18 protein-coding genes are annotated in these 15,894 nt (G+C 63.3%); 2 read left to right on the top strand and 16 right to left on the bottom strand.

Features of this window, described 5'->3' with window-relative positions; all coding sequences use genetic code 11:
* The first annotated feature begins 361 nt into the window (after window positions 1-361).
* Entirely contained in the window at window positions 362-1,894 is a 1,533-nt protein-coding gene (locus AC07XM_RS13825; protein ID WP_023047689.1) for an NCS1 family nucleobase:cation symporter-1, read from the top strand.
* A gap of 16 nt (window positions 1,895-1,910) precedes the next feature.
* Entirely contained in the window at window positions 1,911-2,639 is a 729-nt protein-coding gene (locus AC07XM_RS13820; RefSeq protein ID WP_016488386.1) for an aspartate/glutamate racemase family protein, read from the top strand.
* A gap of 120 nt (window positions 2,640-2,759) precedes the next feature.
* On the opposite strand, the gene AC07XM_RS13815 is transcribed toward AC07XM_RS13820, so the two are convergent.
* From AC07XM_RS13815 to ccmA, 16 genes are all read right to left on the bottom strand, one after another.
* Window positions 2,760-3,953, bottom strand: a complete 1,194-nt coding sequence (locus AC07XM_RS13815) for a D-amino acid dehydrogenase (RefSeq protein WP_102688977.1) — start codon at window positions 3,951-3,953, stop codon at window positions 2,760-2,762.
* Window positions 3,954-3,997: 44 nt separating this feature from the next.
* Complete coding sequence (locus AC07XM_RS13810; protein ID WP_016488388.1) at window positions 3,998-4,660, bottom strand: hypothetical protein; 663 nt, start codon at window positions 4,658-4,660, stop codon at window positions 3,998-4,000.
* A gap of 207 nt (window positions 4,661-4,867) precedes the next feature.
* Window positions 4,868-5,206 (bottom strand): FKBP-type peptidyl-prolyl cis-trans isomerase, encoded by a 339-nt coding sequence (locus AC07XM_RS13805; protein ID WP_016488389.1) that lies wholly within the window; start codon window positions 5,204-5,206, stop codon window positions 4,868-4,870.
* An 82-nt stretch (window positions 5,207-5,288) separates the two neighbouring features.
* Complete coding sequence (locus AC07XM_RS13800; RefSeq protein ID WP_016488390.1) at window positions 5,289-5,696, bottom strand: GFA family protein; 408 nt, start codon at window positions 5,694-5,696, stop codon at window positions 5,289-5,291.
* A gap of 193 nt (window positions 5,697-5,889) precedes the next feature.
* Window positions 5,890-6,678: a PhzF family phenazine biosynthesis protein gene (locus AC07XM_RS13795; protein ID WP_016488391.1), complete on the bottom strand. Its 789-nt coding sequence runs from the start codon at window positions 6,676-6,678 to the stop codon at window positions 5,890-5,892.
* Between the two features lie 51 nt (window positions 6,679-6,729).
* On the bottom strand, window positions 6,730-7,668 hold the full coding sequence (locus AC07XM_RS13790) for a 2-hydroxyacid dehydrogenase (RefSeq protein ID WP_016488392.1): 939 nt from the start codon (window positions 7,666-7,668) through the stop codon (window positions 6,730-6,732).
* An 809-nt stretch (window positions 7,669-8,477) separates the two neighbouring features.
* The gene (locus tag AC07XM_RS13785; RefSeq protein ID WP_016488394.1) at window positions 8,478-8,894 is read right to left on the bottom strand and encodes a hypothetical protein; all 417 of its coding nucleotides are present in this window, start codon (window positions 8,892-8,894) and stop codon (window positions 8,478-8,480) included.
* Window positions 8,895-8,906: 12 nt separating this feature from the next.
* Entirely contained in the window at window positions 8,907-10,103 is a 1,197-nt protein-coding gene (gene ccmI, locus AC07XM_RS13780) for a c-type cytochrome biogenesis protein CcmI (RefSeq protein WP_070087048.1), read from the bottom strand.
* Window positions 10,096-10,572, bottom strand: a complete 477-nt coding sequence (locus AC07XM_RS13775; protein WP_023048719.1) for a cytochrome c-type biogenesis protein — start codon at window positions 10,570-10,572, stop codon at window positions 10,096-10,098. The genes ccmI and AC07XM_RS13775 overlap by 8 nt, the downstream gene beginning before the upstream one ends.
* Window positions 10,569-11,105 (bottom strand): DsbE family thiol:disulfide interchange protein, encoded by a 537-nt coding sequence (locus tag AC07XM_RS13770; protein ID WP_016488397.1) that lies wholly within the window; start codon window positions 11,103-11,105, stop codon window positions 10,569-10,571. Before AC07XM_RS13770 ends, AC07XM_RS13775 begins: the two co-directional genes overlap by 4 nt.
* Window positions 11,102-13,090 carry a heme lyase CcmF/NrfE family subunit gene (locus AC07XM_RS13765; protein WP_016488398.1) on the bottom strand — a complete coding sequence of 663 codons (1,989 nt, stop codon included), beginning with the start codon at window positions 13,088-13,090 and terminating at the stop codon, window positions 11,102-11,104. Before AC07XM_RS13765 ends, AC07XM_RS13770 begins: the two co-directional genes overlap by 4 nt.
* Complete coding sequence (gene ccmE / locus AC07XM_RS13760) at window positions 13,087-13,542, bottom strand: cytochrome c maturation protein CcmE (protein WP_016488399.1); 456 nt, start codon at window positions 13,540-13,542, stop codon at window positions 13,087-13,089. The genes AC07XM_RS13765 and ccmE overlap by 4 nt, the downstream gene beginning before the upstream one ends.
* Window positions 13,539-13,715 (bottom strand): heme exporter protein CcmD, encoded by a 177-nt coding sequence (ccmD, locus tag AC07XM_RS13755; protein WP_012273475.1) that lies wholly within the window; start codon window positions 13,713-13,715, stop codon window positions 13,539-13,541. The genes ccmE and ccmD overlap by 4 nt, the downstream gene beginning before the upstream one ends.
* A complete protein-coding gene (locus AC07XM_RS13750; RefSeq protein ID WP_012273476.1) occupies window positions 13,712-14,479 on the bottom strand; it encodes a heme ABC transporter permease in 768 nt (255 codons plus the stop codon). Before AC07XM_RS13750 ends, ccmD begins: the two co-directional genes overlap by 4 nt.
* A gap of 46 nt (window positions 14,480-14,525) precedes the next feature.
* On the bottom strand, window positions 14,526-15,203 hold the full coding sequence (ccmB, locus tag AC07XM_RS13745; protein ID WP_013973563.1) for a heme exporter protein CcmB: 678 nt from the start codon (window positions 15,201-15,203) through the stop codon (window positions 14,526-14,528).
* Window positions 15,191-15,823, bottom strand: coding sequence for a cytochrome c biogenesis heme-transporting ATPase CcmA (gene ccmA / locus AC07XM_RS13740; RefSeq protein WP_016488400.1), 633 nt, complete (start codon window positions 15,821-15,823; stop codon window positions 15,191-15,193). The genes ccmB and ccmA overlap by 13 nt, the downstream gene beginning before the upstream one ends.
* Between the last annotated feature and the right edge of the window lie 71 nt (window positions 15,824-15,894).

Here is a 15,894-nt window from a genome sequence, read left to right as displayed (position 1 = left end):
TGCGTTACACACTACCCGCAACTAATTTTGACCATTCGATCAACTAAATAGTCGACAGAAAATTTAAACCTGTTCATTCGGTCAATTTATACCTCACTTATTTCATTAACTTATCTTTCAAAAAGATAAGTTCGAAATGTCCATCTGTTACAACTTGCTTTCCCCTGGCATGGAACTCGCTTTTGTGTGTTCGTGTTTTGTATACAACTTAAACAAAACATAAATACACAAGAACCCGCCACGCCGGTCCAAAGCCGGCCGCCGCGCCCAGAACCCTGTGATGCCAAGCTGCACCGACGAGGTGGCGAGCCCGTGCGCATGCCCGCTCATCGCAGTCAAAGTGCATCAGGAGCCCGCCGGAATGAGTAGCAGCCTCGACCTTGCCCCTGAACTATCCGTCGCCAGCACCCACCCCGCTTCCAACCTTGTTGGCGAGGTGCCGCAACTGGCGCTGAGCCCGCGCCTGCACAACCGCGACCTTGCCCCGACACGCACCGAAGGGCGGCGCTGGGGTGGCTACAGCATCTTCGCGTTGTGGACAAACGATGTGCACAATATTGCCAACTACTCCTTCGCCATGGGCTTGTTCGCCCTCGGCCTGGGTGGCTGGCAGATTTTGCTGTCGCTGGCCATTGGCGCAGCGCTGGTGTACTTCTTCATGAACCTGTCCGGCTATATGGGGCAGAAAACCGGGGTGCCGTTCCCGGTCATCAGCCGCATTGCCTTCGGCATCCACGGCGCACAGATACCGGCGCTGATCCGCGCAGTCATTGCCATTGCCTGGTTCGGCATCCAGACCTACCTGGCCTCGGTGGTGCTGCGTGTGCTGCTTACAGCCGTGTGGCCGCAAGTGGCGGCCTACGACCACGACAGCATCCTCGGCCTGTCGAGCCTGGGCTGGGCGTGCTTCGTGTCGATCTGGCTGGTGCAGCTGGTGATCCTGGCCTACGGCATGGAGATGGTGCGCCGCTACGAGGCCTTCGCCGGCCCGGTGATCCTGCTGACCGTTGCCGCCCTGGCGGTGTTCATGTACGTCAAGGCCGACGCGCGCATCGCCTGGTCGGTCTCCGAGCCACTGACCGGCGTTGATATGTGGCGCAACATCTTCGCTGGCGGCGCATTGTGGCTGGCGATCTACGGCACCCTGGTACTGAACTTCTGTGATTTCGCCCGCTCCTCGCCGTGCCGCAAGACCATCCGCGTCGGCAACTTCTGGGGCCTGCCGGTGAACATACTGGTGTTTGCCGTGATCACCGTGGTGCTGTGCGGCGCGCAGTTCCAGATCAACGGCCAGATCATCGACAGCCCGACCCAGATCGTCGCCGCCATCCCCAGCACGCTGTTCCTGGTACTGGGCTGCGTAGCCTTCCTGATTGTCACCGTGGCGGTGAACATCATGGCCAACTTCGTCGCCCCGGCTTTCGTGCTCAGCAACCTGGCGCCACGCCACCTGAACTTCCGCCGCGCGGGGCTAATCAGCGCCACCCTGGCGGTGCTGATCCTGCCGTGGAACCTCTACAACAGTCCGCTGGTGATCGTGTACTTCCTGTCCGGCCTGGGCGCCCTGCTCGGCCCGCTGTACGGGGTGATCATGTCCGACTACTGGTTGCTGCGCAAAGGCTGCATCAACGTGCCGGAGCTGTACACCGAGCACCCGACCGGCGCCTACCACTACAGCAAGGGCATCAACCTGCGCGCCGTGGCCGCCTTCGTGCCTGCTGCGTTGCTGGCCATCGTGCTGGCCCTGGTACCCCATTTCCACAGCGTGGCCCCGTTCTCCTGGCTGATCGGTGCTGGCATCGCCGCCGTCCTGTACCTGCTGATCGCACCACGCAACCGCCACTACCACGACGTCAGCGGCGAATGCATCGCCGTCGACCACAGCAGCCATTGATCAGGGAGGACTGCCCATGCGTATTCTGATCGCCAACGTCAACACCACCGAAGCCATCACCGAAGCCATTGCCCAACAGGCCCGTGCAGTAGCCGCACCCGGTACCGAAATCGTGGGGCTTACCCCTTGGTTCGGCGCCGAGTCGGTGGAAGGCAACTTCGAAAGCTACCTGGCTGCCATTGCGGTGATGGACCGGGTGCTCGCCTACGAAGGTCCTTACGACGCCGTGATCCAGGCCGGTTACGGCGAACACGGCCGCGAAGGCCTGCAGGAACTGCTGAACGTGCCGGTGGTGGACATTACCGATGCGGCCGCCAGCACCGCGATGTACCTGGGCCATGCTTATTCCGTGGTAACCACCCTGGACCGCACCGTGCCACTGATCGAAGACCGTCTGAAGCTGTCTGGCCTTTATGACCGCTGTGCCTCGGTGCGGGCCAGCGGGCTGGCGGTGCTGGAGCTGGAAGCCGACCCGCAGCGGGCTGTGGAGGCGATTGTCGAGCAGGCCGAACGCGCCGTGCATGACGACAAGGCCGAAGTGATTTGCCTGGGTTGCGGCGGCATGGCCGGGCTGGACGAGCAGATCCGCCAGCGCACCGGCGTGCCGGTGGTGGATGGGGTGAGCGCAGCGGTGACCATTGCCGAATCGCTGGTGCGCATGGGCTTGAGCACCTCCAAGGTGCGCACCTATGCCACACCGCGGGTGAAGAAAGTGGTGGGTTGGCCGATGCGCCTGGGCCGCTGACTGTTTGGTTTGCCTGTACTGGCCTCTTCGCGGGTAAACCCGCTCCCACAGGTATCCCACAGCATTCAGGCTTGTGGTGAACCTGTGGGAGCGGGTTTACCCGCGAAGAGGCCGGTAGGGTCAACCGATTTTTCTAGCCAGCCGCTCTGCACTGCCACAGGCCAGTGTAAACCCCAACGCCCCATGCCCCAGGTTCAGCCACAGGTTGCGATACACCGTCCCCCCTATGATCGGCACCCCGGTCGGTGTCGCCGGTCGCATGCCCGCCCACTCCACCGCCTGCCCATAATCCGCAGCCATCGGTAATGTCTCCAGCGCCAGCCGTCGCATGCTCTGCAACCTGCGCTTTTCCACCGATTCGTCGAACCCGACAATGTCCACCATCGCCGCTACCCGCAGCTGCTGCCCCAGGCGGGCATAGACGATCTTGCGTTCATAGTCGGTAAGGCTCACTTCCGGTGCCCGATGCCCAGTGCTGATCGGTGCCGTCAGGCTGTAGCCCTTCAGCGGGTAGACCGGTATCTGCACCCCCGGTAATGCCAAGCTTGGGCCACGATGCCCGGCACACAGCACCAACTGTTCCACGGCCAGTTGCTCGTTGCCCAGTTGCAGCGCTACGACCTGGTCCTGGCGCCGTACCAGCTGCGTCACTGGCCGCCCAAGCAGGAAACGGCATTGCCCCGAAGCGCGCAACAGTGCCTCCAGGCGCTGGCAGAACAAGTGGCAATCGCCCACCTCTTCATCCGCTGTGAACACGCCACCCACAAACGGTGCGCCCTCCAGGGCGGGTTCCAGCGCGCGCAACTCGGCTGCTGCCAGCACCCGCTGGCTGGCCGGGTCCGTCAACTGAGCCCGGCCATGGGCAAAGGCCCGCTCGCTGCGAAAAGCCACCAGCTTGCCATTGCGCCGCCAGTTGAAATCACCCAGGTTCTGGTCCTCGCGCCATTGCGCCAGCACGGCCTGGCTGCGCAGCGCCAGCTCCAGCAGCTGCTCGGCATTTCGGCGATTGACGCTGCGCCGGCAAGCCAGGGTGAATGCCAACAACCAGCGCCACTGCGCCGGGTCCAGGCGCAAGCGCAGGCGCAGCGGCGACTCGCCCTGCAATAGCCAACCCAATGCCTGCCACGGCACCCCGGCATCAGCCAGCGGCGCCACATAGCGATAGGACAATTGCCCGCCATTGGCGAAGCTGGTCGCCGACGCCAAGCTGTCGCGGGCCTCGATCAAATCAACCGACCGCCCTTCACGAACAAGCGCGTAAGCCGTCGCCAGGCCAACCACCCCGCCCCCGATTACCGTTACCCGCTGCTTCATCGCGCTTCCCTGTGGTGGCTTCCTGGCCAAACAGTACCAGCGGATCAGGTCGGGCAGCTATGCGCACCGTCATTCAGGCCCTGGCGCACGTTGCGGCTGAGCAGGCTAGCCTTGCCGTCGTGCCAGGTCAGGGTCAGTACATAGAGGGTGTCGAAGTCATCGCCGTTCCAGTCCTGGGTGATCACCCGCTCTTCACCCAAGGCCTTGCCGGCCACCGTGTTGATCAGTTCAGGCAGGTAGCCGTGGGACCAGGCGGTGTAGATGGTCGCGTTGCGGTATTTGTCGCTCAGTAATTCATCGGCCAGTTCATCGGTGTCGTTGGCGCCGTAGTCGATATTCACCGGCAAGCCGAGGCGGATGGCGCTAGGGGTGATGGTCATCAGCGGGCGGATGTAGCTGTAGCTTTCGTCCTTGCTGCCTTCCTCGACCTGCCGCGAAGGGTTGGCGGCAAACACGTAGTCTGCATTACCGAAGCGCTCTGGCAGCAAGGTTGCCAGGTCCAGTGCGCGATTGAGGCCCTGGCAGTTCAACTGGCCAAGCCCCTCACCCGGCTTCTCCGCATGGCGCAGGAACACCAGGGTCTGTGTGCCATCCACCGGTTGAGCCCGGCTGTCGACAGCCTCCAGCGCCAGCGGTACGCCGACGACCGTGAGTGCCAGGCTCAGTACCAGATGGCGACGACGGCGGAAGAATGTGGGCAACTTCATCAAGGCAGGCTCGTGTGGCAGAGAAAATCGGGTTGACCCGCCACATCGCCCCATCGGTTGCAGGGCGCCCTTGCAGTAAATGCCATCCTTGGCAACGAGTGAGCGTCAGAGTGCCCTGAACCCGTTTGGTTCCTCCCTGGAGGTGGATGCCGTTCCCTAGGCAAGCCTAGATTAGGGGATGGGTGTTGCTAAATTATGTCCGGTGCTTCAATCATCCCGCGTCAGCACTTCCAGCAATTCGATCTCAAAGGTCAGGTCCGAGCCAGGCGGTATCGCCCCCACGCTGCGCTCGCCATAGCCCAAGTGTGCTGGAACCTGCAGTTTGCGCTTGCCGCCAACGCGCATCCCCATCAGGCCCTGATCCCAACCTTTGATCACTCGACCGGTACCAATAACGCACTGGAACGGCTTGCCGCGTGACCAGGACGAGTCGAACTCGCTGCCATCAGCCAGCCAGCCAGTGTACTGGGTGGTGATCAGGGCGCCCTTGACGGCGGCTTTGCCTTCACCCTCGACCAGGTCGATGATCTGCAGTTCTTGGCTCACAGGCACACTCCAACGCTGAAAAACAAAGCCGCCCTTTTCTCAGGAATGCACGGGTTTGGCAAGAAGGATCGACAGGCCACTTTTAACTGCTCTGCTCAAACACTTCTTGACCGGTCAGCTCTTTGGTCTGGTTGGCAAAGCAGTACCAGGCGGGCTTCTGCTCGACAAAAATCTGCAGATCGAAATCCCACTCCTGATCCCCATCCAGCAGGCCGACCGGCACCGCATGGAAGTCATTGGACTTCAGCCGGTAATACAGGTGCGTGCCGCATTGGCCGCAAAACCCTCGCTGCGCCCAGTCGGACGAATCGTAGACATTGGGGGTACGCCCTTCGATGACCGGCGGCTGGCTGCAATGCACCACCAGCAACGGGCCGCCGGTCCACTTGCGGCACATGCTGCAATGGCAGGCGCTGATATGGGTGTTGTCGACGGTGACCTTGAGCGTGGTGGCGCCGCACAGGCAGGTGCCTTGTTTTTCCAGGGCCATGGCTGGCTCCTTGAGCGGAAGATGGGCCAGCAATTATAGATGCCAGCTGCAACGCGGTCGGTGTAGGAGCGGCCTTGTGTCGCGATCGGGCTGCAAAGCAGCCCCTTGGGTGATGCATCTACGCGAAAGCCGAGGGGCGCGCGTTGCGCCGCGCGCGACACAAGGCCGCGCCTACAAAGGATCGCGTGAAGCGTCAGATGTACACAGTGCCGCGCAGGTACAACGCCGCCCGCCCGCTGATGATCACCCGGCCATTGCCCGGTACTTCGCACAGCAGCTGCCCTTTACGTGCACCGCCCTGCTCGCAGCTGAGCACCTGCTTGCCCAGGCGCTCAGCCCACACCGGCGCCAGCGAGGTGTGTGCCGAGCCAGTGACCGGGTCTTCATTCACGCCGACCCGCGGGCCGAACCAGCGGGTGACAAAATCAAAGCCACGCCCTGCAGCCGTCACGGCAATGCCGCGCACGTCGAAGGCCGAAAGTGCCACAAAGTCAGGCTTTAACGTATCGAGCAACAGGGCGTCATCAATCACGACGACGTAGTCATCGCTACGGTACACCGCCTGTGCCTGGCTCAGGCCCAGCGCTTGCAACAGGCCCGCCGGGGTTTCCACGATGCCCGGTTGTTTGGCCGGGAAATCCATGGCCAGCAACCCGTCAGCGCCACGGCTGACACGCAATTCGCCACTGCGGGTATTGAAACGCAGCACCTGCGCCTGCTCACCCAGTTGCTCGAACAGCACATAGGCCGACGCGAGAGTCGCGTGGCCGCATAGGTCAACTTCAACGGTCGGGGTGAACCAGCGCAGGTCAAAGGTTTCGCCGTTGCGCACGAAATAGGCCGTTTCCGACAAGTTGTTTTCTTCGGCGATGCGCTGCAGCACATCGTCCGGCAGCCAGGCCTCAAGCGGGATCACCGCCGCCGGGTTGCCACCGAACGGTTCAGCGGAAAAGGCATCGACCTGGAAGATTTCGAGTTGCATGCACACACTCCTTGTTGCCCGGGCCTTGCCAGGCAGATGTCTGAAAAGGGGTTACGGGCGTACCGGGGTCAATACCGGCTCGCCGGCAAAGAAGGCCTGCAGGTTGCGCAGCACCAGGGTCACGGTATCGCGCGCAGCCTCCGGTGACTGGCCGGCAACGTGGGGCGTGAGCACGGTATTGGCCAAAGCCTTGAGGCCTTGGGGTACTGCCGGTTCGTCGTCGAACACGTCCAGCGCGGCGCCCGCCAGCTGACCCTGCTGCAATGCGGTAATAAGAGCCTGCGTGTCGACCACGCTGGCCCGGGCAATATTCACCAGATAGCCATTTGCGCCCAGCGCCTGCAGTACCTGAGCATCGACCAGGTGCTGGGTATTGGCGCCACCGGGAGTGGCCACGACCAGGATGTCGACAGCAGCGGCCAGGTGCAGCGGGCTGTCGTACCAGGTGTAAGGTACATCTTCGCGCGGCGTGCGGCTGTGATAGCTGATGGACATGTCGAAGCCCAGATTGGCGCGCTTGGCAATGGCCTGGCCCACCGCCCCGAGGCCAAGAATACCCAGGCGTTTGCCGCTCACCGAGGGGCTGATCACCCGGTTCCATTCACCGCGCCGGGTGCTGGCATCAGCACGGGGAATGTCGCGCAGTAGTGCCAGCAACAGGGCCAGGGTGTGGTCGGCGACTGCGCTGGCATTGGCACCAGCGCCATTGGTTACGGTGATGCCGCGGGCGGCGGCGGCAACCAGGTCGACTTGCTCGTAGCCGGCGCCGATCACGCAGATGATCTGCAACTTGGGCAATGCGTCGATTTCGGCGGCAGTCAGCCCCAGCGGGCCGCGAGTGAGCACGGCATCGATTTCACTGGCGTGGCGCTGAATGGCCTCGGCGCGCAGTTGCGGTAAGGGGGCACGGATAAGGCGGTAACCGGCCTGCTCCAGCATGGGCAGGTAATCGTCGACGGTTTCTACCAGTACCAGGACTGTCTTGCGCATGCCACCTCCGGGTCAATTCGAGGCGTCATTATGCGGAGTCACCAGCCAGTACAGTCAATTGAAATAACAAGGCAAAACTGTACTGTGCTGCTCCGCTATAGCCGTTGCTCTTGCTCTTGCTCTTGATCTTGATCTTGATCTTCGCGACTTCAGGAGGCCGAACGCAGGGCTTGCGGAGGGAGGTGACGGGCATGGATGCCCGTCAAGCGCTGGGCCCCAGGATGGGGCCTGCAGCGCGGTCCTCCCGGGAGCGAGGCCGGAGTGAGGGAACCCCGGAGCGCAGCGCAGGGGCCGGATGATGGGAGCGCAGCGTTTTTTGGTTACTTTTTGTCGCGTTTGACAAAAAGTGACTCGCCGTAAGGGCGAAAAGGTGAGTGTGCGTCGCCATCGCAAATGGCCTATGCGCGAGCTAAAAACCAGCACCGTTTCGCTTGTCGCTTGGAGGCGTGGAGGCGTGGGCATCAATGAGGAGGCTGACATTCATTTTCGAAGGTAGCGTCAAGTCACCTTTCCGCCCTTACGGCGGGTCACTTTTTGTCAAACGCGACAAAAAGTAACCAAAAAACGCTGGCTCCCATCATCCGGCCCCTACGCTGCGCTCCGGGGTCCCCTCGCTCCGGGCTTGCTCCCGGGAGGACCGCGCTGCAGGCCCCATCCTGGGGCCCAGCGCTTGACGGGCATCCATGCCCGTCACCTCCCTCCGCAAGCCCTGCGCTCGGCCTCCTGAAGTCGCAATCTGCGTCGCCTGAGCTACCGCGCGCTTAAAAGCAAAAGCAAAAGCAAAAGCAAAAGCAAAAGCCGAAGCAGGGTTACTGGGCGAACGCTCGCCCTAACCCACCCGGCACGCCACTGCTGTCAGTGTCCTGCCAAGGCCCATTCGGGCTCAGCGACCAGCTCCAGCCGTTATCAAACCGGTAGTACGTACGCTGCCGGTAGAACGTATTGGGCTGCTTTTCCAATACATATACACCCAGCTTGGGGTCCCAGTGGCTGGCACCGCCAGGCGGTGGCGCAAAGCTGGCCGAGGTACGCGGCATCGGCTTGGGAATCGCCGCCGGTTTGCTCGGCTGGGTGGACGGTTGCCCACCCGGCAACGGCTTGACCACCGGCCCCTGCGGCGGCACGCGCTCGATCGGGGGTGCCGGCTGTTCATACGGCTGATGCACCGTACACGCAGACAAACCCAGGGCCAGGGTGATCAGGGTCAGGCGGACGGTGCTGTGCATGGCTTTGCTCTCTTACAGGTCTGGGCTGTCGATGGTCAGGTGCTGGGTAGCCTGGGTGGTGCTGGGCAACGGCGCGCCCTGGCCAATCCACTCGCCGCGGGTAGGCTGGCCAGCGCGGGAAACCCGTGCAACCAATTGGACTTCGGCAAATTGCGACAGTTTCATCTGCGGCATCATCGCGTCAGCATCGGACAACTCCACTTCGATCGGCAACTGCGCCACCGTCACCCGCTTGGCTGCCAGGGGCATCGGCGGGCCATTGCTGGCGCGAGCGAAGATGAACACCGTATCGTCAGGTTTTACCTTGTCCTTCAGTGCCGCCGCCAGTTCCACCCGCACTTTCATCCGCGCAGCCACCGGCGCGGGCTCTGCAGCCTGCCCTGCCGGGCCACCCAGGCGTTCGGCAGCGCGGTCGATGCCGCCTTGCAGGGCATCGCGCGATGCATCGCCTTCCGGCAACTGCGCCAGCAGGCGCTTCCAGTAGTCGATGGCTTCCTGGTAACGCTCGCCTTCAAAGGCCGCGATACCGCGCAGGCCCAGGCTGGTCACCTCGTTGGGGTCGGCCTTCAGCGCTTCATCCGTCAGTGCCTGCAACTGCGGGCTCCACTGCTTGTCGGCCGCAAAGTACAGGGCCTGGGCCCACTGGCCCAGCAGCTCGGGCTGGCGGCCAGCCAAGGCCACCGCCCGCTCGAAAGTACGCGCAGCATCGGCCGGGCGCTGCTCGGCCATGTAGGCACGGCCCAGGAAATACACGGCCTCGGCCGACTCAGGCTGGGCCTGCACCACACGCTCCAGGCGCGTGGTCATTTCTTCCATCGACTTGGGTGCTTCGGCGAATTCCTGGGTCAGCGCCACCTTGTCGGCCGCACCAAAATGCAGGTACAGCCCCAGCGCCATCAGCGGTACCAGCACGGCAGCCAGTAGCGGCAGGGCTTTGCCCAAATGCCCCTGGCGTGGGGCATCGGCGCCTTCGGTATCAGCCAGCAATTCGCGGGCAGCCTCGTCACGGCCCTTGGCCAACTGTGCCTCATCGAGCACACCGGCAGCCTGCTGGGCAGCCAGTTCGGCAACGCGTTCCTGATACAGGGCCACGTTCAGGGCAGTGCGGTCTTCTTCCTGCTGGCGACGGCGGCCACGCAGGATCGGGATCAGCAAAAAGCTGAGGGCGGCGAGCAGCAGCAGGCCCGCGCTAAGCCAGAATTCAATCATGGGTCTGTTCTTTTTCCAGCAGTTTGGCGAGTCGCTCGCGTTCTTCGACAGAAAGCTCGTTGTTGCCCGGCAAAGCCGTACCACGGCGTCGGCGCACGATCACCGCCAGCACCACGAAACCACCGGCCAACAGGATGCCCGGGCCGAACCACAACAGCCAGGTACGCCCGCTGAGCGCCGGTTTGTAGCGCACGAAGTCACCGTAGCGGTCCACCATGAAGTCGACGATCTGCTGGTTGCTCTTGCCTTCGCCAAGCATGCGGAAGATCTCTCGGCGCAGGTCGGCAGCAATCGGTGCGTTGGAATCGGCGATGTCCTGGTTCTGGCACTTGGGGCAACGCAGTTCCTTGGTCAACTGCTGGTAGCGCTCGCGCTCGGCTTCATCGCGGAACTGGTAAGTGTCGATGGCCGCCTTGGCCACACTGCCCAGGCTCATGCCCAGCACGGCAGCTGCCAGCCAGCGCCTCATTGCCTGGCCTCATCGACCAGGCCCTGGTACAGCGGTGCCAGCTGCTCACGCCACACCGTGGCATCGACAATGCCCACATGCTTGTAGCGGATGATGCCCTTGGCGTCGATCAGGAAAGTTTCCGGCGCGCCGTACACCCCGAGATCCAGGCCAAGGCTGCCCTGCTCGTCACGGATGTCCAGCTGGTAAGGGTTGTGGAATTCGGCCAGCCATTTCTGCGCAGCGGCGTTGTCGTCCTTGTAATTGACGCCGTGGATCACCACGCCCTGCTGCGCCAGCTGGTTCAGGTAGGGGTGCTCGACCTTGCACGACGGGCACCAGGTGGCCCACACGTTGACCAATGCCGGGCGGCCCTGCAAGTCGGCCTGGGTCAGGGTCCGGTCGCCCTGGGTCGAAGCCAGGGAAAACACCGGGAACGGTTTGCCGATCATTGCCGAAGGCAGCTCGTCGGGCTTGAGAAACAGCCCCTTGTAGAGAAACACCGCCACCAGCAGGAACACTGCCAGGGGGACTACCATGATCCAACGCTTCATGCAGCTGCTCCAGACACGCCCAGGGCCTCACGCACCCGGGTCTTGACCTTGACGCGGTAGCGCCGGTCGAGTGCCGCCAGCAACCCGCCCAGGCCGGTCAGCAGACCGCCCAGCCAGATCCAGCGGACATAAGGCTTGATGTGCACACGCACGGCCCAGGCGCCGTTCTCAAGCGGCTCGCCAAGGGCAACGTAAAGGTCGCGGGTAAAGCCGGCGTCGATGCCGGCTTCCGTCATCATCGATTGCTGCACGGTGTACAGGCGCTTTTCCGGGTGCAGGGTCGTCACTTCACGGCCACCACGGCTGACGACCACCGTACCCTTGTCGGAGATAAAGTTCGGCCCTTCGAAGTGCTTGGCGCCCTGGAACAGGAACTGGTAGCCACCCAGCTCCACGCTTTCGCCCGGGGCCATGCGCAGGTCGCGTTCGGCGCTGTTGTTGCTCGACAGCACCACACCCAGCGCACACACCGCCAGGCCCAGGTGTGCCAGTTGCATGCCCCAGTAGCTGCGGCCCAGGCCAGGCAGGCCCTTGAGCAGGCCTTTGTGACGGGTCTTGTCGAGGATGTCGCGCAGCCCGCCAAGTACCACCCAGGCAGCCAGGGCGAAGGCGGTCAGGGTCGGCCAGTCGAAGTCGTCAACGATAAAACCGGCAACCGGAGCAAGAATGGCACTGCCGATCAGCACCGGGGTCATCATGCTGACCAGCCATTTGCCCGGGGTGTCCTTCCAGCGCACCACCACGCCCACGCTCATTACCACCATCAGCAGTGCCATCAGCGGCAGGAACAAGGCATCGAAATAGGGCGGCCCCACCGACAGCTTGGCCCCGGTCAGGGCATCAAGCACCAGCGGGTACAGCGTGCCGAGCAGAATCATCGATGCGGCCACCACCAGCACCAGGTTGTTGGCCAGCAGCAGCGTCTCGCGCGACCACAGGGCGAAACCGACCTGGCTCTTGACCACCGGTGCGCGCAGGGCGAACAGGGTCAGCGAACCACCGACCACGAACAACAGGAAGAACAGGATGAAAATGCCCCGCGATGGGTCGGCAGCAAATGCGTGCACCGAGGTCAGCACGCCGGAACGCACCAGGAAAGTACCCAGCAGGCTCAGCGAGAATGCGGCAATTGCCAACAGCACGGTCCAGCTCTTGAACACCCCGCGCTTTTCAGTCACCGCCAGCGAGTGGATCAGCGCCGTGCCCACCAGCCAAGGCATGAACGAGGCGTTTTCCACCGGGTCCCAGAACCACCAGCCACCCCAGCCCAGCTCATAGTAGGCCCACCAGGAGCCCAGGGTGATGCCGACCCCCAGGAAAGCCCAGGCGACGATGGTCCAGGGCCGCGACCAGCGCGCCCAGGCAGCGTCCAGACGGCCGCCGAGCAAGGCGGCAATGGCGAAGGCAAAGGCCACCGAGAAGCCCACGTAGCCCATGTACAGCATCGGCGGGTGAACGATCAGGCCGAAGTCCTGCAGCAACGGGTTTAGATCGCGACCGTCAGTGGGCACTTGCGGCAGCAGGCGCTGGAATGGGTTGGAAGTGATGATCAAAAAGCTCAGGAAGCCGACGCTGATCATGCCCATCACTGCCAGCACGCGGGCCAGCATCACCTGCGGCAACTGCCGCGAAAACACCGACACGGCAAAGGTCCAGCCGCCCAGGATCAGCGCCCACAGCAGCAGCGAACCCTCGTGGGCGCCCCACACGGCGCTGAATTTGTAGTACCAGGGCAAGGCGCTGTTGGAGTTGCTGGCCACATAGGCGACCGAGAAGTTGTCGGTCATGAAGGCATGGGTCAAACAGGCGAAGGCAAAAGCCAGGAAGGCGAATTGCCCCCAGGCCGCCGGCCGTGCCAGGCTCATCCACAGGCTGTCGCCACGCCACGCGCCAAGCAGCGGCACACTGGCCTGCACGGTGGCAAAGCAGATGGCCAGGATCATCGCCAACTGGCCGAGTTCGGGTATAACCAGCGCCGCATTCATGGCCTGGCCTCCGTTCCTGTGGCGGCCTGGCCGCTTTCCTTCAGGGCCTTGGTGACCTCGGGCGGCATGTACTTCTCGTCGTGCTTGGCCAGTACTTCATCGGCCACCACCACGCCGTCGGCGTTGACTTTGCCCAGGGCAACAATGCCCTGCCCTTCGCGGAACAGGTCAGGCAGGATGCCGCGGTAGGTGATCGGCACCGACTTGTTGAAGTCGGTGACCACAAAGCGCACGTCCAGCGAGTCGGACGAGCGCTGCACCGAGCCTTTCTCGACCATGCCGCCAGCACGGATGCGGGTGTCCAGCGGCGCTTCGCCATTGGCGATCTGGGTGGGCGTATAGAACAGGTTGATGTTCTGCTGCAATGCGCTCAAGGCAAAGCCGACGGCAACCCCGACACCGACCAGCAGGCCGACGATGAGCAACAGGCGTTTCTTGCGCTGCGGATTCACTGGTTGTTCTCCCGGCGCAAACGGCGCGCCTCTTCTTGCAGGTAGCGACGACGGGCCAGCAGCGGCGCGGCGACATTCAGCGCCAGCACTGCCAGGCAGATGCCATAGGCCGACCACACGTACAGGCCATGGTGGCCCATGGCGAGAAAATCACCGAAGGTGGCAAAGCTCATTGTGCGGCCCTCCGCCCCAGGCTGTTCAACACTTCATCCTTGACCCAACTGGCGCGCGCCTCGCGCTTGAGCACTTCAAGGCGCATGCGTAGCAACAGCACGGCGCCGAAGAAACAGTAGAAACCCAACGCCGTGCACAGCAACGGCAGCCACATTTCGGCGGGCATCGCCGGCTTTTCGGTGAGGGTGAAGGTGGCGCCCTGGTGCAGGGTGTTCCACCACTCCACCGAGTACTTGATGATCGGGATGTTGACTACGCCGACAATCGCCAGCACCGCGCAGGCCTTGGCCGCACTGTCACGATTACTGATCGCCTGGCCCAGCGCAATAATGCCGAAGTACAGGAACAGCAGAATGAGCATGGACGTAAGGCGGGCGTCCCACACCCACCAGCTGCCCCAGGTCGGCTTGCCCCAGATAGCGCCGGTAACCAGCGCCACGGCGGTCATCCAGGCGCCGATGGGCGCGGCACATTGCAGGGCGACGTCGGCCAGTTTCATCTTCCACACCAGCCCCACCACACCGGCGACGGCCAGCAGCACGTAGCAGGATTGCGCCAGCATCGCCGCCGGCACATGAATGTAGATGATGCGGAAGCTGTTGCCTTGCTGGTAGTCCTGGGGGGCAAACGCCAGGCCCCAGGTGATACCGACCAGCAGCAGGAGCACGGCAGCGCCGGCCAGCCATGGCAGCATGCGGCCGCTGATGGCATAGAACCATTTCGGGGAGCCCAGCTTGTGGAACCACGTCCAGCTTATTTTCATCAGGGTACATCCAGGGTATTTGCCGGGCTTGAGAGCCCGGGACTCGTTATTCGCCGACGCTGATCTTCAGGCCGGCCGCTATCGCAAAGGGTGCCAGGGTCACGGCCAGGGCCGTCAGGCTGGCGAGCCAGAGCAGGTGGCCGGTTGCGGGCATATTTTGCAATGCCGCTTGCAACGCACCACTGCCCAGGATCAATACAGGGATATACAACGGCAGAATCAGCAACGCCAGTAACAAACCACCGCGCTTCAGACCGACCGTCAGGGCGGCGCCCACCGCACCCAGCAGGCTCAATACCGGCGTGCCCAGCAGCAAGGAGCCAAGCAGCACCGGCAGGCAATGGCTCGGCAGCCCCAGCATCAGCGCCAGCAGCGGCGCCAACAATACCAGTGCCAGCCCGGAAAAGATCCAGTGCGCCAGCACCTTGGCCAGCACCAGCAACGCCAGTGGATGCGGTGACAGCACCCACTGCTCCAGCGAGCCGTCCTCGAAATCGCTGCGGAACAAGCCGTCCAGCGACAGCAGCACTGCCAGCAGTGCCGCCACCCAGACCAGGCCCGGCGACAAGGTTTGCAACAATTGGCTTTCTGGGCCGACCGCCAAAGGGAACAGCGCCACGACGATGGCAAAGAACACCAGCGGGTTGGCCAGCTCGGCAGGGCGACGGAACAGCAGCCGCGCTTCGCGACGCAACAACAAAATGAATACGCTCATGCCGCCCATTGCCCCAGGTTCAGTTCACGGTAACCGGAGGGCTTGCGTTCCAGCGTGTGGTGGGTGGTCAGCACCACCGTGCCGCCCTGTTCGCAGTGTGCCGCCAGGTGCGCTTCCAGCTGGGCCACGCCTTGCTTGTCGAGCGCGGTGAACGGTTCGTCGAGAATCCATAACGGCGGGCAAGCCAGGTGCAGCCGGGCCAGGGCCACGCGGCGCTGTTGACCAGCTGACAGGGTATGGCAGGGTACGTCTTCGAAACCGCGCAGGCCGACCGCCTCCAGCGCCGCCCAGATCGCCTCGCGGCTGGCCGGCTGGTGCAAGGCGCACAGCCAGGTGAGATTTTCCTCGGCGGTGAGCAGGTCCTTGATACCTGCGGCGTGGCCAATCCACAGCAGGATGCTTTCCAGCGCATGGCGCTGCTCGGCCAGTGGCTTGCCGCCCAGCAGAATCTGCCCGGCGGTCGGCTGCATCAAGCCGGCCAGCAGGCGCAGCAAGCTGGTCTTGCCGCTGCCATTAGGACCGCTGATTTGCAGCATGTCGCCGGCGCCCAGCTCAAAATCGAGCTGCTCGAACAGCAAGCGCCAGTCGCGCTCGCAGGCCAGGCCTGCGGCTTGGAGGTGAAGGGTCACGGTTTCGCCTTATCTTTGTAGGGCTTCGGGCCGGCGTCGCCTGTTTCGCGGGCTTGCCCGCGAAGCAGGCG

It is taken from the genome of Pseudomonas sp. GW460-LB5 (genome assembly GCF_059423245.1).
The sequence above is the reverse complement of the archived record's forward strand: the minus strand, read 5'-3'. Positions and strand labels throughout refer to the sequence as shown.